The following is a 21,826-nucleotide window of genomic DNA, read 5'->3' on the forward strand; positions in this document are numbered from 1 at the left end:
TGTGATGCACCCCCGCTCTTTTTTTAACCTGGCAAGACTGACAAACAACCTGGCAGATGCAGGCAAACGCTTTTCGTGCGCCCCTGTCAGGATAAGGCTGACACAACACAATAAACACAACAAGATGAGGTCTGCGATGGGAAGCAATTCTTCTTTTTCTGCCCGTAGAACGGCACTGGCCATGGCCGTTGCGCTCTGTTGCGCCTGGCAATCCCCTGTTTACGCTCACGGCAGCGAGGCGCATATGGTCCCGATGGACAAAACGCTTCAGGCGTTTGGCGCGGACGTGCAGTGGGATGATTACGCCCAGATGTTCACCATCGTCAAAGACGGTGCCTTTGTGAAGGTCAAACCCGGCGCAAACACCGCCATCGTTAACGGCAAACCGCTGACGCTCCAGGTGCCCGTGGTGATGAAGAACAATAAGGCGTTTATCCCGGAGACCTTTATCAACGATGTTTTTCAGTCCGGTCTTGATCAGACATTCCAGGTTGAAAAAAGCCCCCACCCGTTAAACGCGCTGACGGCTGATGAAATCAACCAGGCCGTAGCCATTGTGAAAGCCTCTGCGGATTTTAAACCCAATACCCGCTTTACCCAGATTGCGCTGGCGGAGCCAGAAAAGGCCAAAGTCTGGGACTTTGTGCTTAACGGCACGGCGGTGGATGCGCCCCGCCAGGCCAATATCATCATGCTTGATGGTAAACACATCATCGAAAGCCGGGTGGATCTGAAGGAGAAAAAGATCCTCCGCTGGGAGCCGATCAAAGACGCGCACGGCATGGTGCTGCTGGATGACTTCAATACCGTGCAGCAGATCATCAATGAAAGCCCGGAGTTTGCCGCCGTGCTGAAAAAGCGCGGCATTACCGACCCGAAGAAAGTGATCACCACTCCGCTTACCGTCGGCTTTTTTGACGGCAAGGATGGGCTGAAACAGGAAGACCGCCTGCTGAAAGTGATCAGCTATCTCGACGTGGGCGACGGTAACTACTGGGCGCACCCGATCGAAAACCTGGTTGCGGTGGTGGATCTCGAGCAGAAGAAAATCCAGAAGATTGAGGAAGGCCCGGTCGTGCCGGTTCCGCTCACGTCGCGCCCTTATGATGGCCGCGACCGCGTTGAAACGGTGAAAAAACCGCTGGAAATTATCGAGCCGGAAGGCAAGAACTACACCATCACCGGGGATAGGGTGCACTGGCAGAACTGGGATTTTCATCTGAGCCTGGACTCACGCGTCGGCCCGATAATCTCCACCGTGACCTATAACGACAACGGCAAAAAGCGACAGGTGATGTATCAGGGATCGCTCGGCGGCATGATTGTGCCGTACGGCGACCCGGATATCGGCTGGTACTTTAAAGCCTACCTGGACTCCGGCGATTACGGCATGGGTACCCTGACCTCCCCGCTGGTGCGCGGCAAGGATGTTCCGTCTAACGCCGTGATGCTCAACGAAACCATCCCGGATTACACCGGCGCGCCAATGGAGATCCCCCGGGCGATCGCCATTTTCGAGCGTTACGCCGGGCCGGAATATAAGCATCAGGAGTTAGGTAAACCCAACGTCAGCACCGAACGCCGCGAGCTGGTGGTGCGCTGGGTCAGCACCGTGGGTAACTACGATTACATCTTCGACTGGGTATTCCACGAAAACGGCACCATCGGCATTGATGCAGGGGCTACGGGCATTGAAGCGGTGAAAGGCGTGCAGACGAAAACCATGCATGATGCCACCGCGAAGGATGACACCCGATACGGAACGCTGATCGACCATAATATTGTCGGTACCACCCACCAGCACATCTACAACTTCCGTCTGGATATGGACGTGGACGGCATCAACAATAAGCTGGTGGCCATGGATCCGGACGTCAAACCGAACACCGCTGGCGGACCGCGCACCAGCACCATGCAGGTTAATCAGTATGATATTGATACCGAACAGCAGGCGGCGCAGAAGTTTGACCCGGGCACCATCCGCCTGCTGAGCAATACCAGCAAAGAGAACCGCATGGGCAACCCGGTCTCGTATCAGATCATCCCTTACGCGGGCGGCACACACCCGGTAGCGTCCGGCGCGAAGTTTGCCCCGGACGAGTGGATTTATCACCGCCTGAGCTTTATGGATAAACAGCTGTGGGTGACGCGTTACCATCCCGACGAGATGTACCCGGAGGGAAAATACCCGAACCGTTCCACGCACGATACCGGCCTCGGCCAGTACAGCAAAGATAACGAATCGCTGAACGACCAGGATAACGTCATCTGGATGACCACCGGCACCACCCATGTCGCCCGCGCCGAGGAGTGGCCGATAATGCCGACGGAATGGGTGCACACGTTACTCAAGCCGTGAAATTTCTTTGACGAGACGCCAACGCTCGGCAAGAAAAAAGAGCAGAAATAACCCACCGACCGGGCGTAATGCCCGGTTTTTCATCCGCTTACTTGCTGAATTACTCTCCCCGATTATAGTTATTGTTACCTCGCTTAATCCTTTTGCATTTCTTGACACACTTTCACCAGGATTCGAAGTCCCCACAAACAACGTCACAGTTTACTGAGAGGTTTTAGGATGAGAATCAATGAGATCGTCAGGAGTCTCGCGCTGGCGGGATGTTTTATTTCTGCCAGTTCCGCCTGGGCCGCAGAAGCACCTAAGGATGCCACCGCAGCAACGCAACAGGCCAACAACGCACTCTTCAACCAGCTTCCTTTCTCCGATAACACCGATTTTACCAACGCCCACAAAGGGTTTATTGCCCCGCTGCCTCAGGACATTATCAAAGGTGAGCAAGGCAACACCGTCTGGGATCCGCAGCAGTACGCTTTTATCAAAGAAGGCGATAAGGCGCCCGACTCGGTTAACCCGAGCTTATGGCGTCAGTCCCAGCTGATTAACATCAGCGGTCTGTTTGAAGTGACCGAAGGCGTCTACCAGATCCGTAACCTCGACCTGTCAAACATGACCATTATTGAAGGTAAAGAAGGCATTACCGTGGTCGACCCGCTGGTGTCGGCGGAAACGGCCAAAGTCGGGATGGATCTTTACTATAAAAATCGCGGTAATAAGCCTGTGGTCGCCGTTATTTACACCCACAGCCACGTTGACCACTATGGCGGCGTGCGCGGCGTGGTGGATGAAGCAGATGTGAAGTCCGGTAAGGTGAAAATCTACGCGCCCGCCGGATTTATGGAGGCCGCCGTCGCGGAGAATATCATGGCGGGTAACGTCATGAGCCGCCGCGCCAGCTATATGTACGGCAACCTGCTGAAGCCGGATGCGAAGGGCCAGGTCGGCGCGGGTCTCGGCACCACCACCTCCGCCGGGACGGTGACCCTGATCGCCCCGACCAATATCATCGAGAAAGATGGTCAGAAAGAGGTGATCGACGGCCTGACCTATGATTTTATGCTCGCGCCGGGATCGGAAGCGCCTTCTGAGATGCTCTGGTATATCGAAGAGAAAAAGCTGATCGAGTCAGCGGAAGATGTCACCCATACCCTGCACAACACCTACTCCCTGCGCGGCGCGAAAATTCGTGAGCCGTTGCCATGGTCGAAATACATCAACCAGGCGATTGTACGCTGGGGTGATAAAGCCGAAATCATTATGGCGCAGCACCACTGGCCGACATGGGGCAACGACAACGTGGTTAACCTGCTGAAAAGCCAGCGCGACCTGTATCGCTACATCAACGACCAGACCCTGCGCATGGCGAACGAAGGGCTGACCCGTGACGAGATTGCCGCCAACTTCAAACTGCCAAACTCCCTGGCCAATACCTGGGCAAACCGTGGCTATTACGGTTCTGTCAGCCATGACGTTAAAGCGACCTACGTGCTCTATTTAGGCTGGTTTGACGGCAACCCGGCGACCCTGGACGAACTGCCGCCTGAAGAAGCCGCGAAGAAATTTGTGGACTACATGGGCGGTGCGGATGCCATCCTGAGCAAAGCGAAAACCGACTTTGACCAGGGGAACTACCGCTGGGTGGCTCAGGTGGTCAGCAAAGTGGTCTTTGCCGATCCAAATAATCAGGCCGCGCGAAACCTGGAAGCGGATGCGCTGGAGCAGCTGGGTTATCAGGCTGAATCAGGCCCGTGGCGTAACTTCTACCTGACCGGCGCCCAGGAGCTGCGTAACGGCGTGGTGAAAGGACCGACCCCGAACACCGCCAGCCCGGATACCGTGCGCGCGATGACGCCAGAAATGTTCTTTGACTATCTGGCGGTGCACATTAACGGTGAAAAAGCGGCGGATGCAAAATCGGTGTTTAACATCGACCTCGGCAGCGACGGCGGTAAATACAAGCTGGAGCTGGAAAATGGCGTGCTGAACCACACGGCGAACGCCGAAGCGAAAGACGCTGACGCGACCGTGACCCTCAACCGCGATACGCTGAATAAAATCATCCTGAAAGAAGTGACGCTTAAACAGGCGCAGGATAACGGCGATATCAAAGTGACCGGCGATGCCGCAAAACTTGATGCCATGCTCGGTTACATGGATAAATTTGAATTCTGGTTTAACATTGTGACCCCGTAAAGGCAGCACTCGCGGGCGGACGTTCCGCCCGCTCAAGGAAAATTCTCTTCAATGGAAAAAAGACATCCAGCCACACCCGAACCCGCGATATGGCCTACCCGTAAATCAATGGTTGTTCACGGGCTGGCCGTGAACCTGCCGTGGCTCGCCTTTGTGAATGCCAGCTTTGCCCTTATGGTCCTGCTGCGCAATTCGCTGTTCGGCCATATCGATGCCCTCCTGCACATCAGCCCCCCTCTGCGGCAGATGATTGACGCCTCCATGCTGGGCGTGGTGATCCTTTCCGTAGCGCTGGTGATCATGGCCTGGCGCCACATCCGCGGCGTCAGCGCCGTTTTGTTTATGTGCAGCCTGCTGTGGTCGATAAGTTGTTACTGGTTTATCAACGTGTTACAGCTTCCTCATCCCTGGCCTATATTCGTTACCCTGCTGATGGCCGGTATGACCGCGCTCTATTTTCACCCGGTGGCACTGCTCTGCTTCACCGTTCCGCTATGGGTAAGCCTGCCCGTTGCCAGCATGCTGCTGAATCAGGAAATTAATTATCGCTTTGCCGGGCTGTGGGTGGTGTTCACGTTCATTCTCGTGTGCGGGCGCTATATCCTGTTGAGCTGGTTTGAAGAGGCGTGGCGTCGCAACCAGCAGAATCAGCGTTTAATTTCACGGCTGGATGCGCTGGCCCATCAGGATCCGCTGACGAAAACGGCCAACCGCCGGGCGATGGAGCTGGTGCTGGAAAATGCCGTAGAGCAAGGCAAACGCTTCGCGGTGCTGATGCTGGATGTCGATTACTTCAAACTGTATAACGATACCTACGGTCACCAGGCGGGAGATGCGTGCCTCGCGCGGGTGGCAGAGGTGCTGAACACCTCGGTGCGCACGCCAGAGGATGTGGTTTCGCGCTACGGTGGCGAGGAGTTTGTGGTGATCCTCTTTGACTGCGAAGAAAGCATTGCTGAGAAAGTCGCCGCGCGGATCCAGGCTGGCCTGCGCAACGCAGCCATTCCGCACAGCGCGTCGAAGGTGAGTGAATATGTGACGACGAGTATGGGCATTGCAGGCTATACCACAGGGCTGGCCGGCCCGGAAATCATCGCCCGCGCCGATGCGGCGCTGTACAGGGCGAAGGAGGCCGGGCGGGATCGGTGGTCGCTGTAAGTTACGCCGGGTGGCGCTGCGCTTACCCGGCCTACAAAACCAACCTTTTCCGTGCTCCCGTAGGCCGGGTAAGGCGTAGCCGCCACCCGGCGTTTTTTTAATACCGCACACACCGACTTAGTTTCGCACCAGCCATCCAGCCAGTCGGGGCGGAAATCATCGCCCGCGCCGATGCGGCGCTGTACAGGGCAAAGGAGGCCGGGCGGGATCGGTGGTCGCTGTAAGTTACGCCGGGTGGCGCTACGCTTACCCGGCCTACAAAACCAACCTTTTCCTCGATCCCGTAGGCCGGGTAAGGCGTAGCCGCCACCCGGCGTTTTTTTAATACCGCACACACACCGACTTGGTTTCACACCAGCCGTCCAGCCAGTCGGGGCCGAAATCGCGCCCGGTGCCAGACTGCTTCATGCCGCCGAACGGCAGGTTGGCGTCTATCAGCGTGTGGCTGTTCACCCACACGGTACCGGCCTGTAACCTGTCGGTATACGCCAGCGCTTTACTGATGTTCTGCGTCCAGACGCTGGCCGTTAAGCCATATTCAGTGTCGTTCGCCAGCTGAAGCCCCTCTTCCCCGTCGGCCACACGGACCAGGTTCACCACCGGCCCGAAGACCTCTTCACGCGTCAGTCGCAGATGATTATCCGGGTTGACCACCAGCGTTGGCGAAACGTAATAGCCTTTGCCGTCTGGCCCCCGGTTCCCGGCGATCAGCTCCGCATGGTGCGCCTTCGCCTCATCCAGGAACGCCTGGACCTTATCGCAGTGGGCGCGCGACACCAGCGGGTTGATAAACGCCTCCGGCGACATGCCCGGCCCGACGCTCAGGGACTTCACGGCCTGTTCAAACCCGCTGACCAGCGTGTCAAACAGCGGAGCCTCAATATAAATACGCGAACTGGCCGCGCAGACCTGCCCCTGATTCAGGAAGCTGCCGGTCATCAGCCCTTCAATCACCCACGCCGGATCGGCATCTTTCAGCACGATGGCCGGGTTTTTGCCGCCCAGCTCCAGCGTCACGCCCGTTAGCGTATCCGCCGCCGCGCGGGCAATCTGCTTGCCCGTCGCCGTCGAACCGGTAAAGCTCACTTTGGCAATGCGCGGGTGCGAGGTCAGCGCCGCGCCACAGACGGCGCCGCTGCCGGTCACCACGTTGAAAACACCCTCCGGGATCCCCGCCTCGCTCGCCAGTTCCGCCACCCGTAACAGGGTGAGCGGCGTGGTTTCCGACGGTTTGATCACGATGGAGCAACCTGCCGCCAGCGCGGGCATCACTTTCCACATGCCAATCATCAGCGGGAAGTTCCACGGCACAATCCCCGCCACAACGCCCACCGGCTCTTTACGCGTCCACGCCTGATAACGCGCGCCCTGCGGCAGTGGAATCGAGAGATCGAGGGTTTTACCGGCAATTTTGGTGGTCAGCCCTGCCGTGTAGCGCATCCAGTTCAGGGTGCAGCCCACCTCGAAGGCGCGGGAAATGTTAATCGATTTCCCCTGTTCCAGGGTTTCGAGCTGTGCCAGCTCTTCGCCATGCTGTTCCACCAGATCCGCAAACCGCAGCAGGATGCGTTCCCGCTCTGCCGGCAGCCGTCCGGCCCAGCTTCGGGCGACAAAGGCGCGCCAGCCAGACATCACCGCACGATCGACATCATCGACGCTGGCATCGGCGGTAGAGGCAATAACCTCTCCGGTAGCCGGGTTGTAGACGTTCAGACGCTTTTCGCTATCGGATGCCGCCTGACGCCCTTCGATCCACAGGCCGTGCTGGCGATCTAAAAACTGCTGCACGCCCGGCAGGATGGCGACATGTGATTCGGACATAGAATACTCCTTCGTTATGCTTCGCAGGGTGTGTATGCAGTCTAAGAGGGGATTCGCATTCCTGCTTTTGTCTGTGTGACATTCGCTTTGCCAGCTGTGACAGGGTCCGCAAATCGTGATAATTCCCGCTTATATCGCTGTAACCGTTGAGTGTTCTTTCCTATAGTCAGCCTCGTAGCCCTGACAAAATGCAACATAAATGCAACAATGCGAAAACAGTGACGGTGCAGCGAGAACATCAATGGCGTGTGCAAGCGAACAGGACAATTTTCAGCAGTGGCTGGCGCAAATTAACCAGGTTTGTGGGCGCTTTGCGGCACGTCCGTTAGAGGGGGCGTTTCTCGGCGAGCTGGAAACCAGCTACACCCAAAGTCTGAAGCTGAGCACGGTGACCGCCGCAGGCGTTAACCTGTTTCGCACCCGTCAGGAGATCAAAAACGGCAACGACGCCTGGTTCTACACCGTGTTTCAGCTGGAAGGCAGCGCCGGAATCGAACAGGACGACCAGCGCGCGATGCTGAAAGCCGGGGATATCACGCTGATTGACGCCTCCCGCCCGTGCTCCATTTACTGGCAGGAGCGTTCCCGCCAGATTTCGCTGCTGCTCCCGCGACAAATCATTGAGCAACACGCGCGTTTTCAGGAAGTGAGGTGCGCGCTGCCCCTCTCCCGCAGTCTGCCTACCGTACAGCTGAGCTACCGACTGCTACAGGAGAGCATGGGCAATGCCGATCTCAGCGCCAGTGAAAGCGAAGCGGCGCTTGAGGCGATGGTGTGTCTGCTGCGTCCGGCCTTCCAGCAGCGTGACGAGGTGCTGCCGCGCAAGGAACGTCAGTTCCGCCACGTTCTGTCCCTGATTGATGATCATATTCAGTCGGAGGCGTTAAGACCGGAGTGGATAGCTTCAGAGAGCGGCATGTCCGTGCGTAGCTTGTACCGCATGTTTGCCGGGAAAGGGCTGGTGGTAGCGCAGTATATTAAGAACCGTCGCCTCGATTTATGCGCTCAGGCGCTGCGTTCCATCAGCGATGACGAAAAGCTGGCGGGGATTGGCTACAGCTGGGGTTTCACCGACCATAGCCATTTTTCCACCGCCTTTAAGCAGCGTTTCGGGGTTTCGCCGGGCGAATACCGCAGGCGTTACCGCTAGCTATTTTTTCAGCCACTTGCCGTTAATTCCCTTCACGTACTCACCCGGCTGCGCGCGGGCCACCAGCTTTTGTCCCGCCATTTTCGCCACCTCGTCGACGGGTAAATTATTACTGTCAGCCAGCTGCTGGTAACTTTCCGTGCGTGCGGCGTTGATACGGTTCACCAGCGCCAGGGTTTCAGCGTCGTGCTGAACGGGCGCAAGATAGCCGCTCAGGGTTTCCCCTACGCGCCCCTGGGCACGCGCATCGTTGAGCGTAAGCGTGGCGGCGTGAACGTTCATCCCCAGCGCCAGTAACATCAGAGCAAATCGTTTCATGACATCCTCAGAACAGATCGCTGCGGGATTTCAGCAGGGCTTCAACGTCTTTATCCACCTTGATATGGATTTCATGCTCGATTTTCACGTTCATGTTGATGGTGATCGGCTCTTTGGGCGCCGCCACTTCAATGCGCGGCGTGCAGCCTGATAGCAGCGCGACGACGGCCACGGTGAGTACACCAGCCCTCTTTTTCATTGTTGTTCCTCACTTTCCTTGCCTGTCGAACCGCGGAGAAGGGGTATCGCCGCATGTTGCTCAAACCATGTTTGCAGATTGTCCCCAAAGCGCAGGCTGCGCCAGAGGGTAAAAATGTTCTCTTCATGGGTGTAATTCAGGTTTACGAAACTGCTTTTGCCTTCGACGCGGCTGGTGCCTTTAATGGCCGCCTGCATGGTTAACACACCCAGATTATCCACATTGAGTTTTGTCCACGACTGCGAAATTTCCATATAGCGGAGCCAGTTGATCGCCGCCCCGGCAACCATGTTGTCTTTCACAATGGCATCCGCCGTGTCCTGGTCGATGCGCAGCGTCATCGGCCCCGGGTTGGTCAGCCAGCCATCTTTAATGATCCATTTTTCATTGTCCAGCCAGAACGGCAGCGCGCCGCTCACCGGGCCGGACATGGCAAACTGCTTCGGATTCACCGCGCTTATCAGTTCGCTGGAGGAAATATTATCCACGCGCAGTAAAGCCGGATCGTGCTGCGGCATTCTCAACTGCTGCATGGTGATTTTCCCGCCGAGCGCTTCCACCTTCACGTTGGTGAGCAGGAGCGGGTTCGCTTCGGTCCAGGGATAATCGCCCTGGAGATCTGCGGTGATATTTCGGGCTGTGACCAGGTTTTTCACCTCGTCGATTCGTAACGTTACCGGCCCGCGCGTGCCCAGCGACCAGGTACCCTGGCTTAAGCGGAACGGAAGAACAAAATCCACGCCGTTGATCTCGTTATCCGGCATCCACGCGCTGCCCGCTTTCAGCACCCCGTGCCCCCCGGCCTCAAACCCCTGATCGGGGGCCGCGGAGAAAGCCACCTGCGCGTACATTTCGCCGCCGCGCAGGGTCATTTTCCAGTCTGGCGGGATCAGCGGCTGAAACACCGTAAGAGACTGTTTTGGCCACCAGGCCTGACCGCGAAGGCGTTCGCCGTCCCAGCGTCCATTCACCTGGACCGGGCCGATGTCGTCCGCATGCAGGTTCCCTTTAAACTGGAACACCGTCGGGTCTGTCCCGTCAACACTGAAGGTCAAAACGGACGGCGGCAGCACGCTTCCGCCTGAAAAGCTTGTTTGCCCGGCGTTAAGCGCGAGCGCGCCGCTAAAGGTGGGGTTATCCGGGTCCCGCGACCAGCGCACCGGGTGATCCAGCACCAGGCGTGGCTTGCTGACCAGCATCGTACCATACTGCAATTTGTCGAACCCCGTGGAAAGATCGGTCAGTTCGATAACGTTGTCGCGCCACTCCCCGGTTCCCCGGACATCCCAGCGCGCGTTCATTGGCGTGAAATTCCCTTTACCCCAGTAGCGCCACTGCCACAAACCGTTGTCCGGTAAAAAGTCGTTAGCCTGGCCGTCCAGATGCAGCTCAAAATCGCCCATCTCGTTTTCATGCGCCCGCAGAATGGCTTGCAGGCGGCCGTCCACGCCCTTCTGCGTGAGCTTCACGCCCGCCAGCGGCCAGCGGATCTCATCGATATCCAGCGAGTCGATGATGCGCCCGCGCGAGCGCAATAAAGCGCCGGGTTCAAACGTAAGCTGCGGATCGTAAAGGCTGCCGGTCAGCATCGCCGGGAGCCTGGCATACAGGATCAGATCGTTTTGCTTGGCTTCCCCGCTCAGGTGCAGCGGCATAGCGCTGTTATCCATACTGAGCGAGCCGGGACCGATATTCAGCACCGCGTTGCCCTTACCCGCATCCCCCTGGGTCAGCACGTTGAGCCGCCCCGTGAAGGTGGCTTTCTCCAGCCCCTGCTGCCAGTTATCCACTTTCAGCCCGACGCGTCCGCTCATTGGCACGCCGGAGGCTAACCAGTTCCAGCGTCCGTCGCTGATGGTCAACTGCTGAGCGGTGATCTGCCACGGTAAATCGAGCAGCGGATCGGGGTTGTCCCGCGCCATGACCACCAGCTGGCCCTGATTGTCCTCCCAGTCCAGATCGGCATCGACCAGCGAGGATAACTGTGGCACGTTAAAGGTCGCGACCGTATGCCCTTTCACCGGCACGCCGTCCGGCACCAGCGGCAGGGTAAATTCACCGACCAGCTTCACGGGCTGCGGCTGATCCGGCAGTTGCACATCGAACTGGCTGATGGAAAGGGTCTGGCCGCGTAACTGCCCCTTAATGCTCACCTGCTCGCCTTTATAGGTGATGTCCTGGCGGGCTGGCGTCAGTGAGGCATGCAGCTCACCTTCCCACTGCTGCCAGGGAGAAAGGGTAAAGCGATGGATGGTCAGCCAGGTGTTGGGCAGGATGGCCTGCCACTGCGCCAGCGTTTTCGGCGCCACCGTAGATGGCGCCGATTGCGGTAATTTGCTCAGGCAGACAGAGTTAAGTTCAAGTGCGCCAATATCCAGATCCCAGCGGCTGGGGTGTGACAGAGTCACGTTTTCCACGCGGGCAATTTCACACTCTTCTACCAGATAGCGGAGATCGGGGATGATCAGGGCGTGACGCGTGAGCCGTGGGCTTTTTTCAAACGCGATGCGCGTTCCAACGGGGAGCCAGATCCCGGCGAGCGTGGGTACCCACTGGGCGAGCGTCATCAGCAGCGTCAGCGGCACAAGAAATAGCAGCAGTAATAGCGCGATTGCGGCTTTGTATTTACCCTTCATGGGCAGTTAATATCCTGATTTTGCGAAAAAAATAAGCCGTTCTTGCCGCTCATTGTCGCATGTTTAGCCAGTCAGTTGAAGGTAATGCCATTTTTAAGAGTAGATGCTCTACAATAATTCATAGAACTTATTGATTTCAATGAATTTTGAAAAATTGTAAGATAATTTTAAACATGCTAACGTGGTTCCAAAATCACTGGAGAAAGTCTTATGAAACTCGCGGTATATAGCACAAAGCAGTACGACAAAAAGTATCTGCAACATGTTAACGAGACGTACGGTTTCGATCTTGAATTTTTCGACTTTCTGCTAACTGAAAAGACGGCTAAAACCGCCCACGGCTGCGAAGGCGTGTGTATCTTCGTTAACGACGACGGTAGCCGACCGGTGCTGGAAGAGTTGAAAAAACAGGGCGTGAAATACATTGCCCTGCGCTGCGCGGGCTTTAACAACGTCGATCTCGATGCCGCCAAAGAGCTGGGTCTGAAGGTCGTTCGCGTCCCGGCCTATTCTCCGGAAGCCGTGGCAGAACATGCGGTCGGGATGATGATGTCGCTCAACCGTCGTATTCACCGTGCCTATCAGCGAACCCGTGATGCTAACTTCTCTCTGGAAGGGCTGACCGGCTTTACCATGTACGGTAAAACCGCAGGCGTCATCGGTACCGGCAAAATTGGCGTGGCCGCCCTTCGCATCCTGAAAGGATTTGGCATGCGCCTGCTGGCGTTTGATCCGTACCCAAGCGCCGCTGCGCTGGAGCTGGGCGTGGAGTATGTCGATTTGAAAACGCTCTTCTCGCAGTCTGACGTTATCTCCCTGCACTGTCCGCTGACCCCGGAGAACTATCATCTGCTTAACCAGTCGGCGTTCGACCAGATGAAAGACGGCGTGATGATCATCAATACCAGCCGCGGCGGGCTGATCGACTCTCAGGCGGCTATCGAAGCGTTGAAAACGCAAAAAATCGGCGCGTTGGGTATGGATGTGTATGAGAACGAACGCGATCTGTTCTTTGAGGATAAATCTAATGACGTGATCCAGGACGACGTGTTCCGTCGCCTGTCTGCCTGTCACAACGTGTTGTTCACAGGGCACCAGGCGTTCCTGACCGCCGAAGCGCTGATCAGCATTTCGGAAACCACGCTGGGGAATTTGCGTCAACTCGAAAAGGGCGAAGCGTGCCCGAACGCGATAGTGTAAGCCTGGTAAGCCGGGTGGCGGCTACGCCCTGCCCGGCCTGTGGATTGCGTTAATTGTAGGCCCGGTAAGCGCAGCGTCACCGGGCTTTTTGGCTTCAATCCTGCCACGCGCAGGATAGTCTTAGCTGACGTTTGCCGTTCTGATTTATCCAGTGTCCCGAAACAGGTAATAATTTTGATTAAATAAGTTTGATTTTTACCTCATATCCCTCGAGGCCTGTCATGGCTTCACGAGCGATAAACTCAATTTCAGACACTTCCTGCCCTGTTTTTTTACGTAACTCTGAAATTTTTTTGGTTATAAGCGCTGAAATTTCTTCTTCTGCCTTTTGCGTCAGTGCGTCAACGTTCATGTTTACCTCTTGCAACCGTTTACTGTTTCCATTCTCCAGCAGGCGACAGCTAACGATTAACTGCCTTTCACCATAACTGTATGTAAAGAGTAGACTATCTGTGTAACGTATGCTGCCGTCGCATTTAAATATGCATTTAGATTGCATTATTTGAACAGGGTGTTATTGTCCCAAAGCCTTAGAGCACAAAACAGATAAACATAAGAAAAGTTTTGACTCACACTCGCCCCGCATCAGGGGCATTTTTTTGGCTGTCTGTAAGCAAAAACCCGCCATAAGCGGGTTTTTGTGTTATCCGAGAAAATTATTTAAAGACTTCTGCGACGGCCTGGAAGTTAGGGCCATGCTCGCGGGCAGCGATGATGACGTAGTATTTCCCGCCCTTCTCGTCTGCCAGTTTTGAGAGTTTTTGATGAAGATCTGAAGGTGAAGAAATTTGTCCACCTGAAGCCCCTACAGATACATTACCAAGGTATTCAAGCTTGAAGTGGTGCGCTTCATCCTTGGAAATCATATCTGCCGCAGATGCGCCGAAGCTTGCTACTGTTAAAGCCAATACACTCCCTAATAGTGCTTTTTTCATATCATTCCTCCTGTTGATGAATCTATATATTTAACATTAGCAGCAAATATGTAAATGATCCGTATCAATATTGTAGAAGGATTGAGCATCACAACCAGCCATCACTGACCTGAACAGCGGGTGCAGCAGGTTCATCTACTATACTGACCTGTGCAGTCGTCATTTATCTGCCGGTTGCGCCTGAAGCAATTGAAACTTACCTGTACCATGACCATCAGGAGAACAATATGCACACGAGTAAAACCCTGAAAAGGCTGCTAGCCGTATCAGCAGTTGCAGTAATGTTCAGCACCGTTGGCGTACAAGCCCAGACAACCAGCGCCGCGCAAACTCAAACTGCGGGCCAGGCTCAACCGGACGCCAGACTCAGCTCCGGCGACGAGAAAGCATTGAAGGACATGGCGCAGGCCAATATCAACGAAGTTGCCGCCGCCAGGCTCGCCCTGGACAAGGCCCAAACCAGTGAAGTGAAAACATTCGCCCAGAAAATGGTCGACGATCACGGCGCCGCGCTGACCAAAGTCAAGACCGTTGCCCAGAAAAAGGGCGTGGAGCTGCCGACCGAACCAGACGCCGCGCATAAAGCCCTGAACTCAAGGCTGGAAAACCAGCGCGGTGACGCTTTTGACAAAATGTATATGGAATATGCTGGCGTGAAGGACCACGAGAAGGTGCTGTCGAAGCTTAAGAGCGACGCCAGTAAAATCGACGATCCGGATGTGAAGGCTCTGGCCAACGAGCACACTCCGGTCGTTGAGCAGCATCTGAAGTCCGCCGAGCAGATGTCAACGCGTGCTGGCGCATCAGCCGATAAATAACGCGTCGGTAAAACAACTACTGCAAAATAAAGTGGGGCCCGCAGGCCCCACGCTTATTTCCCCTTCCTGATGAATTATTCCGGCAAGGCGTAGACCACCACCTGATCGCCCACCTGATCCTTCAGGATCGTATTCCCGCCTGCCACGAAGGCCACATACTGGCGACCTTTATATTCATAGACGGACGGGTTCGCTACCGCCGGAGCTTCGGCCTGATCGGACCACAGCTCTTCACCGCTCTCTACCGAGTAGGCACGCACTTTGGCATCCATTGAAGCACCGATGAAGATCACGCCGCCCGCCGTCACTGCCGGACCACCAATGGTAGGCGAACCCCAGCTTTCCGGCATGAAGAAGCCATACTGCTGGGAGGCGCCAATCGGACGACGCCATTTCACATCGCCCGTGTGCATGTCCAGCGCCACGATTTCACCAAACGGCGGTTGCCAGCACGGCATGCCCAGCCAGTTGCTCGCCACCAGCAGACGCATACCGTACGGGGCGCCTTCCTGTGGGGCAAAGCCGCTTTCGTTGCCGGAGTCTTTGTCTGCGTTATCGTAATCCTCACGGCTGTACAGCTTCACGTACTGGACGATATGCGAGGTGTTGACGATGGCGATCTGTTTTTGCGGATCGAACGCCACCCCACCCCACTGGACGCCGCCGGCGCTATCGGGATAGGTGAGCGTGCCTTCGCCTTTGGTGGTTGGCGGGGTATACATTCCTTCATAGGTCAGGTTATCCCACAGACGGGAGCACTGGCCGCCACCGACGATATCCGCCAGCTTCCAGATTTCCGGTTTTTTCGACTGGTCGAGCAGCGGCGCGGGTTTGGTCGGGAATGGCTGCGTGGGCGAGAGAACTTCGCCCTGGACCGAACCATCACCCTGCGGAACCGGACGTTCTTCGATTGGCCATACGTCCTCCCCCGTCAGGCGGTTAACCACAAACAGGAAACCCTGCTTGGTGGCCTGCACCAGCGCCGGGATCTGCTTGCCGTCTACGGTGATGTCCATCAGCGTCGGGGCGGAGTTGATATCGTAATCCCAGACGTCGTGGTGTACCCACTGACGTGACCAGACCACTTTACCGGTGTTGATGTCCAGGGCGGTGGTCGAGGTGCCAAGCGGAATAGCGTCTACGCGGTTGCCGCCCCAATAGTTGGGAGACGGCGATGAGACCGGGAGATAGACCAGCCCGTTAGCCTCGTCGGCGGACATGTGCGTCCAGACGTTGGCGGTACCGGTACGCTTGCGGATCTCTGCCGGGATCGCCTCAAAGGTCCACTCAAGCTTACCGGTCTGGGCGTTGACTGAAAATACGGTGCCCGGAGGGGCTTCGGCATAGGCCCAGTCCTTCCCGGCCCAGCCCACCAGCAGATGGTTGCCGACAACGGTTGGCGGTTGCAGGACAGAGAGCGGATACTTCGCGTTAACGGTATTCCACTGGTTCAAATCCAGCACGCCGTTGTTCGCAAAGCCGCTGCACGGTTTGCCTGAATCGGCGTCCAGCGCAAAGAGCTTGCCATCAACGGTGCCCATATAGACCATCTTCTGGCATGCCTCACCTGTCACCGGATTTTTAGCCTGCCAGTAGGAAACGCCGCGATTTTTCAGCACCGGCTGGGTCAGCGCCTTGCGCGACGATTTGGTGTCATAGTGCCACTTCTCTTTACCCGTCCCCGGATCCAGCGCAATCAGGCGATCGAATGGCGTGCCGATGTAGAGCGTATCGTTGGCGAAAATGGGCGTTGCGGACCAGACGGTAGCTGGCGTATCGCCTTTACCATCCGAGACGTCGCCGGTATGGAACTCCCAGACTTTCGTTAATTTCCCGACGTTATCCGCCGTAATTTGGGTCAGGGGACTGTATTTCTGCGCGTTAAGCTGGCCGTGGAAGCTGTCCCAGGTGGCGGTGCCGGGCACCAGCGGCGTCGCTGGCTGGCTGGCCGAGGCGACTTTCTTTCCATCACCGCTGCCGGTTGAGGCATCGTCGGTGGTTTTTGTGGTTCCGGGCGCCTGCTGATCGGCCGCATCAATGTTCAGTGATTCCTGGGTCCCCTGCGAGGCTTCAGCGGCCTTATCCTGCGCCTGTAGCGCGAGCGGAGCGACCAGCAGTGCCAGCGCCGTCATGCTGACTTTTATGAAGGGATAATGCTTATCGTTGTGCACGGGCGGCTCCTCAGCTTCTGACGGGATGGTTGTAACGAGCGGAATGGCTGCTCAGCATAATCAGACCAATCAGGCCGACCACCATGGCTGCCGTTATGATGTACTGGTGCAGCAGCGCGGCGGCGAAAGCAATACCCGCCAACACCACCAGGGTGACAATAATCAGAAAAACGCGCGCCCCGCGACGCGATGCCGCACGTAATATAAAGGTCAGGATCGCCAGCACTACGCTGGCAATGACCACGCCCAGTGCGCCAATGGTGCCAGTGACGCCGGTAAGCGGCGTCCACCAGGCGTATAGCGCCACCGCGAAGGCTATTATCGCGGTCAGCAGCAGCAAAATGCTGCCGACCCGCGAGGATTGAGAATGCAACATACCAGGAAACCCCCTCTAAAATGCAAAATTGACCATTATTAAGGCGTTTTCGTGAATATATACCCCTGCTGCCCGCCGCTATTAAGGAAACGCGACGTGTGGAGCGGCGGCATATTTCACTAAACGTAACTGAGTATAGAAGAGGATTTTCTTATGGGGCGTTTAATAGCAGGCATACGACGTCCTGAACCCCTTCGCCACCATAAAGAGAGCGTTATGTTACAAGACGGTTCGAAAGCTACGAGCGGGTTACGCGATTGTCTACATTCTGTTTTTTAATTTCAGGCATAACGGGATAATTTCACGCCCAATAAAATAATTAAATAAGCCCCCCTTCAATATGATGGCGCCTTATGGTACTTAATAAAACAGGGTGTTTATTCTTTAATTAACAGACGTGCAGGCAGGGAAAGTCAGTCGTTATTTGTTCGTTAATTTAACAAATCCCTTTCTTAATTAACCGCCTGTTAAAGCATCGTCAAAGAATAACGATAGTTATTGCAGGCATACACATAAGGTTTTCGGTATGCAACATCAAACCCCTCCCACCCGTGACGTAATGGCGCAGCGACGACTACAGACAGATAAAAACTAAATAAGTCGTCGTCCCTCTAACAACGCGGTAAAATATGATGAATAAAGCCACAACTCTCTCAGCTAATATTACAACACGCTCTAACTGGCACTGGCAGGATAATATCTGGACGCTGGGCCTTTATGGTACAGCCGTCGGAGCGGGAACACTGTTCCTTCCCGTGGAAATCGGCACCCGTGGTCCGGTTATTTTTCTGGTTATGCTCCTGCTGGGGCTGCCGTTATCCCTGATCCCCCATTTACTCCTTTGTCGTGTGTATATGCGTGAAGAGAAGACTGAAAACGGCACGTTGCCGATCTTCGGCTCCTTCTTCAGCGGAAGGGGTGAAAAGCTGATCACCCTGTTCTATTGTGTGACCTTCTTCCCGGTAACCCTGGTTTACGGGGTGGCGCTGATTAATGCGCTGAGTAATTTACTGGTGGAGCATCTGCATATTACCGCCCTCAGCCGTGGGCCATTGTCGTTTATCGTGGTTGCTGCGCTGTATGTGGTGCTTAGCAAGGGCCGGGACAGAGTCGTGGCCATTATGAGCGCACTGGCGCTGCCGTTCGCGGCATCTGTACTGCTGATCGCCGTATCACTTATCCCGGGATGGCATCTGTCTAACCTGACCGATACGGCCGCTGAAATGAACGCCACGCCGCTGCCGGTAACGCTGAAAAATATCTGGCTGACGCTGCCGCTTATTACCTTCTCGTTTTGCTGTGCGCCTATGGTCTCCCCGCTGAGCTCTTACTACCGGGAGAGGAAAGCGGAGGGTGAGAAAAAGGCACTGTTCGTGATCCGCATCGCCTACTTAGCTATCTTCGCCAGTATCCTATTTTTCGTGCTGAGTTGCGTGCTGGGGATCCCCCATGACAACTTTGTGCGAGCGAAGGCGGAAAACCTGAATGTGCTGTCGGTGATGAAGGGAAACGGTGATTTCAGCCTGATTTACCACATTGCCCCGCTCATTGCTATCATCGGTATGACGAAATCCTTCCTCGGCGTAGGTCTGTCGGTCGCACAAACGTTTGGTCAGCTGGCTGCCAGCGTATCCGGCAAAAAGGCCAACGCCAGCAAGCGGCTGGCCTCTCTGGCGCTGTTCCTGCTGACCTATGGCATTGTTTATGCCAATCCGGATGTGCTCAGCCTGATTGAAATGTTCTGCGGACCACTGATCGCGGTGATCCTGTTCCTTATCCCGGCGTACCTCATATACACCCGCCCCTCGCTGGCAGAGCTTCGCGGCGTGACGGTGTTTTTGGTTGTTCTGGGCGGGCTGGCAACGCTGTCTGCATTGCTCTGGACAATGCTTTAGTCTGAACGCCGTTTGACTGTACCCATATACAGTAGTATTTTACGTTCAGGCTGAATCACATGCGTAATATCCATAAGGTAAACAATCATGTTTGTGGAACTGGTTTATGACAAGCGAAACGTACAGGGGCTGGAGGGAGCCAGGGAAATCATCCTGGCCGAGCTGACAAAACGCGTGCACCGGATTTTTCCTGATGCCAGCGTGACGGTTAAGCCAATGCAAGCGAACGGCCTGAACAGCGACGCCAGCAAAAGCGACCGTGAAAAGCTCAACCGCATGCTTGAGGAGATGTTCGAAGAGTCGGACATGTGGTTAATACAAGAGTAACCGGGCGCAAAGCCCGGTTCTGGCTTCGGGAGACAAAGAGCATACAACGTTAACTTTGCGTAATTTCTTCCGCTATCGCGACGTACCGATTTACGCCTCCATGGTTCCCCCAGCATAATCCCACCGATCCAATTGTAAGACATATCCAGCGCGCGCCACATTTTCTTCCTGCCTTGTACTTTCAGTCTGACTGACTGGAGGTTTCTGTGTGTGGCCTTTTATGAAGAATCCGGTTTGGGGTTATTCGAGGTAGCCCGCTGAAATGGAAACGTGAGCAAGCTCATCCGCTATGAACGAGGAACGGACGATCTAAGGGGTGTTCATTTCCTGGCCATTCGTTTGCCAAGAGCAAAGCAGACCATTGGCAGGGGAAGCGTCACTACCAGCAGCATCCATAGCAAAGTATATACTGTGTCCACCCCGTCATTTTGCAGATTGGTATACAGCTTTACCGGTATACCCTGCGGGAAATAAGCAAAGATCAACACGATCCCGAACTCGCCTACCGCGCGAACCCAGGCGAGTGTTACGGCAGAAGCCAGCCCAGGCAATGCCAGGGGTAATGTAAGAAAACGAAAGCGGTTCCAGGGAGAAGCTCCCAACGTTTGTCCCGCTTCAAGAATATTTTGGGGAACAGTGGCAAACGCCGAACGCGACACCACGATAAAATAAGGCAAAGCGCCGTAAACCTGAGCCAGCACAAACGCCGCCGGATTATTTACCAGCGTAGCTCCCAACAGTGAAAGCCAGCGGCCAAACACGCCATAAGGCCCGAAAGCCGAAACCAGCAAAATCCCCATTGCCAGCGGTGGCGTCAGCAGAGGGATCATCACCAGCAGTTCACCGATCAATCGTTTTCGACCCGTGGCTTGTGACAGCCACCATGCCACCGGCATGCCGATAAGAATGATAATTCCGAGTGCCAGCACACCCAGTCCCATAGAGACGGCAATGGCGCTGTCGTCTCGCCAGGCCAGCTTCAGATGATGCCAGGGCGTGACGCTAATCAGCGTGATAAAGGGGATACTTAACAGCAGGATAGCGGGCAGAGATAACCACCCCGCCACCCAGCCCGGTTTTCTTAGCGGGCGTATAAGCTGTCTCCTTTAGGTTCGGCGTAGCCAAACGCTTTGAACAATTTCTGCCCCTCGGCGCTTTGCATGAACGATACGAACTTTTGTCCCTGTTCTACACCATTCGGCGCGTTTTTCAGCACCGCCGCATAGAACACCATTGGTTGAGTGTGCAGAATTTGATCCTGGCCTTTACTGTCTTTAATGGTAAAACTGACGGTGTCATACCACTGTTTCGTCATCGCCGGGTTGCTGAGGTTTATTTCATCCGGCAGCGCGACATACGGCAAATGCGCTGAGCGAACTTCACTCTCGTATCCCGCTGCTGCATCCACCTGACCGCTTTCCAGACGCGCCAGCAGCCCTCCTTCCTGATGAGTCTGCTGTGGGTTTTGCAGCGAGCCTAAAATTTTATCGGTGATGCCCGGCATGTTGTAATACTTTTCCGCCAGCATCAGGCTAAACACAATATTCTGGCCTTTTGGGTCGACATAAGGATCGGTGCGGCCAAATAAGACATCTTTCTGCGTCAGCAGAGTCAGCCACGAGCCGTCTTTCTTTCTGTTGGCCTGTTCAAACTGCGCTGCATATTTACCCTCAGGACTGTAAGCGACCACCATGCTGGTACTGGCGACAGGGACCGCCTCATCTATCAGCCCGGCGTCTTTGAGAATTTGCATCGGCCCCGGGGTGATGGAGACAAACACATCGGCCTCAATTTTGTGGTTTGCAAGCAGGCGTGCCATCCCGTATGCACCCTGGCCCTGCCCCTGATAGCCGTCGTTATTTGCTCTGGAAAAGGCCGGACCTAACCCCTGGTCCATTACTTTGCCCATGGAACCGGCATAAGTCACCCTGATATCCTTTGCCAGCGCCATGGATGGCATTTGCATCAGCGCAACCGCCACCAGCACAACCTGCATTCGTTTCCTGGCCATAAACACCCTCTCGCTATATATTTTTTTATATATCGAATTTTCCAGAAAAATCACCGCAATGACAACCTCCTCAAGCGCGCCGTTGATGCAAGGTTGAATAAAAGGAAATCGGTCTGGGTGGTGCATGGTCGACTTAGTCAGATGTTGTCATCCAAATGTGGGCAATTGTTCATGAAACATGCTGCGTAAACTCCTCGTGGCTTTGCGTAGAAGAATCTTGAACTCATTGTCATCAATGTCTTTTGCACAGTTGTAGCCC

18 protein-coding genes are annotated in these 21,826 nt (G+C 55.4%); 8 read left to right on the forward strand and 10 right to left on the reverse strand.

Annotation, left to right across the window (positions count from 1 at the left end):
• Positions 1-136 precede the first annotated feature (136 nt).
• From tynA to INF61_RS18260, 3 genes are all read left to right on the forward strand, one after another.
• Complete coding sequence (gene tynA / locus INF61_RS18250) at positions 137-2,359, forward strand: primary-amine oxidase (protein ID WP_193547981.1); 2,223 nt, start codon at positions 137-139, stop codon at positions 2,357-2,359.
• Positions 2,360-2,578: 219 nt separating this feature from the next.
• Positions 2,579-4,552, forward strand: a complete 1,974-nt coding sequence (locus INF61_RS18255; RefSeq protein WP_023296555.1) for an alkyl/aryl-sulfatase — start codon at positions 2,579-2,581, stop codon at positions 4,550-4,552.
• Positions 4,553-4,603: 51 nt separating this feature from the next.
• Positions 4,604-5,710, forward strand: a complete 1,107-nt coding sequence (locus INF61_RS18260; RefSeq protein ID WP_047637374.1) for a GGDEF domain-containing protein — start codon at positions 4,604-4,606, stop codon at positions 5,708-5,710.
• Between the two features lie 321 nt (positions 5,711-6,031).
• Here the strand turns inward: INF61_RS18260 and INF61_RS18265 are convergent, their stop codons facing one another.
• The gene (locus INF61_RS18265; RefSeq protein WP_193547982.1) at positions 6,032-7,531 is read right to left on the reverse strand and encodes an aldehyde dehydrogenase family protein; all 1,500 of its coding nucleotides are present in this window, start codon (positions 7,529-7,531) and stop codon (positions 6,032-6,034) included.
• A gap of 241 nt (positions 7,532-7,772) precedes the next feature.
• On the opposite strand from INF61_RS18265, the gene feaR reads away from it, so the two are divergent.
• Positions 7,773-8,681, forward strand: a complete 909-nt coding sequence (feaR, locus tag INF61_RS18270) for a transcriptional regulator FeaR (RefSeq protein WP_015570600.1) — start codon at positions 7,773-7,775, stop codon at positions 8,679-8,681.
• Here feaR and INF61_RS18275 read toward each other — a convergent pair whose 3' ends face one another.
• From INF61_RS18275 to INF61_RS18285, 3 genes are read right to left on the reverse strand one after another with little or no spacing between them, the layout of a single operon-like run.
• The gene (locus INF61_RS18275) at positions 8,682-8,999 is read right to left on the reverse strand and encodes a YdbL family protein (protein WP_023296550.1); all 318 of its coding nucleotides are present in this window, start codon (positions 8,997-8,999) and stop codon (positions 8,682-8,684) included.
• 7 nt (positions 9,000-9,006) lie between these two features.
• Positions 9,007-9,198, reverse strand: a complete 192-nt coding sequence (locus tag INF61_RS18280; RefSeq protein ID WP_003857369.1) for a YnbE family lipoprotein — start codon at positions 9,196-9,198, stop codon at positions 9,007-9,009.
• Positions 9,195-11,834 carry a YdbH family protein gene (locus tag INF61_RS18285; protein ID WP_063413475.1) on the reverse strand — a complete coding sequence of 880 codons (2,640 nt, stop codon included), beginning with the start codon at positions 11,832-11,834 and terminating at the stop codon, positions 9,195-9,197. Before INF61_RS18285 ends, INF61_RS18280 begins: the two co-directional genes overlap by 4 nt.
• Before the next feature lie 210 nt (positions 11,835-12,044).
• Here INF61_RS18285 and INF61_RS18290 point away from each other — a divergent pair, with 210 nt between their 5' ends.
• Entirely contained in the window at positions 12,045-13,034 is a 990-nt protein-coding gene (locus tag INF61_RS18290) for a 2-hydroxyacid dehydrogenase (protein ID WP_017384525.1), read from the forward strand.
• 178 nt (positions 13,035-13,212) lie between these two features.
• Here INF61_RS18290 and INF61_RS18295 read toward each other — a convergent pair whose 3' ends face one another.
• Positions 13,213-13,386 carry a GnsA/GnsB family addiction module toxin gene (locus tag INF61_RS18295; protein WP_006808842.1) on the reverse strand — a complete coding sequence of 58 codons (174 nt, stop codon included), beginning with the start codon at positions 13,384-13,386 and terminating at the stop codon, positions 13,213-13,215.
• A gap of 304 nt (positions 13,387-13,690) precedes the next feature.
• Complete coding sequence (locus INF61_RS18300; protein WP_003857380.1) at positions 13,691-13,969, reverse strand: DUF1471 domain-containing protein; 279 nt, start codon at positions 13,967-13,969, stop codon at positions 13,691-13,693.
• Positions 13,970-14,196: 227 nt separating this feature from the next.
• Here INF61_RS18300 and INF61_RS18305 point away from each other — a divergent pair, with 227 nt between their 5' ends.
• Positions 14,197-14,787 carry a DUF4142 domain-containing protein gene (locus tag INF61_RS18305; protein WP_193547983.1) on the forward strand — a complete coding sequence of 197 codons (591 nt, stop codon included), beginning with the start codon at positions 14,197-14,199 and terminating at the stop codon, positions 14,785-14,787.
• Between the two features lie 74 nt (positions 14,788-14,861).
• On the opposite strand, the gene INF61_RS18310 is transcribed toward INF61_RS18305, so the two are convergent.
• Entirely contained in the window at positions 14,862-16,958 is a 2,097-nt protein-coding gene (locus tag INF61_RS18310; protein WP_193547984.1) for a pyrroloquinoline quinone-dependent dehydrogenase, read from the reverse strand.
• A 10-nt stretch (positions 16,959-16,968) separates the two neighbouring features.
• On the reverse strand, positions 16,969-17,334 hold the full coding sequence (locus tag INF61_RS18315; RefSeq protein ID WP_193547985.1) for a hypothetical protein: 366 nt from the start codon (positions 17,332-17,334) through the stop codon (positions 16,969-16,971).
• Between the two features lie 632 nt (positions 17,335-17,966).
• Between INF61_RS18315 and INF61_RS18320 the strand changes: the two genes are divergently transcribed.
• Together INF61_RS18320 and INF61_RS18325 are read left to right on the forward strand one after the other, a co-directional pair.
• The gene (locus INF61_RS18320) at positions 17,967-19,229 is read left to right on the forward strand and encodes an amino acid permease (protein WP_017384529.1); all 1,263 of its coding nucleotides are present in this window, start codon (positions 17,967-17,969) and stop codon (positions 19,227-19,229) included.
• A gap of 87 nt (positions 19,230-19,316) precedes the next feature.
• Positions 19,317-19,556: a DinI family protein gene (locus INF61_RS18325; protein ID WP_003857390.1), complete on the forward strand. Its 240-nt coding sequence runs from the start codon at positions 19,317-19,319 to the stop codon at positions 19,554-19,556.
• 320 nt (positions 19,557-19,876) lie between these two features.
• Here the strand turns inward: INF61_RS18325 and INF61_RS18330 are convergent, their stop codons facing one another.
• Both INF61_RS18330 and INF61_RS18335 read right to left on the reverse strand, forming a co-directional pair.
• Positions 19,877-20,623, reverse strand: coding sequence for a molybdenum ABC transporter permease (locus INF61_RS18330; RefSeq protein ID WP_039270840.1), 747 nt, complete (start codon positions 20,621-20,623; stop codon positions 19,877-19,879).
• Between the two features lie 14 nt (positions 20,624-20,637).
• Complete coding sequence (locus tag INF61_RS18335; protein ID WP_032653444.1) at positions 20,638-21,552, reverse strand: extracellular solute-binding protein; 915 nt, start codon at positions 21,550-21,552, stop codon at positions 20,638-20,640.
• Positions 21,553-21,826: the final 274 nt, after the last annotated feature.

The organism is Enterobacter cloacae complex sp. P18RS (assembly GCF_014982105.1).
Classification (GTDB): domain Bacteria; phylum Pseudomonadota; class Gammaproteobacteria; order Enterobacterales; family Enterobacteriaceae; genus Enterobacter; species Enterobacter hormaechei_C.

What these genes read in the sequence shown, in the direction of transcription:
- INF61_RS18260 (WP_047637374.1), top strand. Translation starts at nt 4,604, where the DNA reads ATGGAAAAAAGACATCCAGCCACACCCGAACCCGCGATATGGCCTACC.
- INF61_RS18320 (WP_017384529.1), top strand. Translation starts at nt 17,967, where the DNA reads ATGAATAAAGCCACAACTCTCTCAGCTAATATTACAACACGCTCTAAC.
- INF61_RS18265 (WP_193547982.1), bottom strand. Translation starts at nt 7,531, where the DNA reads ATGTCCGAATCACATGTCGCCATCCTGCCGGGCGTGCAGCAGTTTTTA.
- INF61_RS18290 (WP_017384525.1), top strand. Translation starts at nt 12,045, where the DNA reads ATGAAACTCGCGGTATATAGCACAAAGCAGTACGACAAAAAGTATCTG.
- INF61_RS18280 (WP_003857369.1), bottom strand. Translation starts at nt 9,198, where the DNA reads ATGAAAAAGAGGGCTGGTGTACTCACCGTGGCCGTCGTCGCGCTGCTA.
- INF61_RS18295 (WP_006808842.1), bottom strand. Translation starts at nt 13,386, where the DNA reads ATGAACGTTGACGCACTGACGCAAAAGGCAGAAGAAGAAATTTCAGCG.
- INF61_RS18305 (WP_193547983.1), top strand. Translation starts at nt 14,197, where the DNA reads ATGCACACGAGTAAAACCCTGAAAAGGCTGCTAGCCGTATCAGCAGTT.
- INF61_RS18255 (WP_023296555.1), top strand. Translation starts at nt 2,579, where the DNA reads ATGAGAATCAATGAGATCGTCAGGAGTCTCGCGCTGGCGGGATGTTTT.
- INF61_RS18300 (WP_003857380.1), bottom strand. Translation starts at nt 13,969, where the DNA reads ATGAAAAAAGCACTATTAGGGAGTGTATTGGCTTTAACAGTAGCAAGC.
- INF61_RS18285 (WP_063413475.1), bottom strand. Translation starts at nt 11,834, where the DNA reads ATGAAGGGTAAATACAAAGCCGCAATCGCGCTATTACTGCTGCTATTT.
- INF61_RS18275 (WP_023296550.1), bottom strand. Translation starts at nt 8,999, where the DNA reads ATGAAACGATTTGCTCTGATGTTACTGGCGCTGGGGATGAACGTTCAC.
- INF61_RS18315 (WP_193547985.1), bottom strand. Translation starts at nt 17,334, where the DNA reads ATGTTGCATTCTCAATCCTCGCGGGTCGGCAGCATTTTGCTGCTGCTG.
- tynA (WP_193547981.1), top strand. Translation starts at nt 137, where the DNA reads ATGGGAAGCAATTCTTCTTTTTCTGCCCGTAGAACGGCACTGGCCATG.
- INF61_RS18325 (WP_003857390.1), top strand. Translation starts at nt 19,317, where the DNA reads ATGTTTGTGGAACTGGTTTATGACAAGCGAAACGTACAGGGGCTGGAG.
- feaR (WP_015570600.1), top strand. Translation starts at nt 7,773, where the DNA reads ATGGCGTGTGCAAGCGAACAGGACAATTTTCAGCAGTGGCTGGCGCAA.
- INF61_RS18335 (WP_032653444.1), bottom strand. Translation starts at nt 21,552, where the DNA reads ATGCAGGTTGTGCTGGTGGCGGTTGCGCTGATGCAAATGCCATCCATG.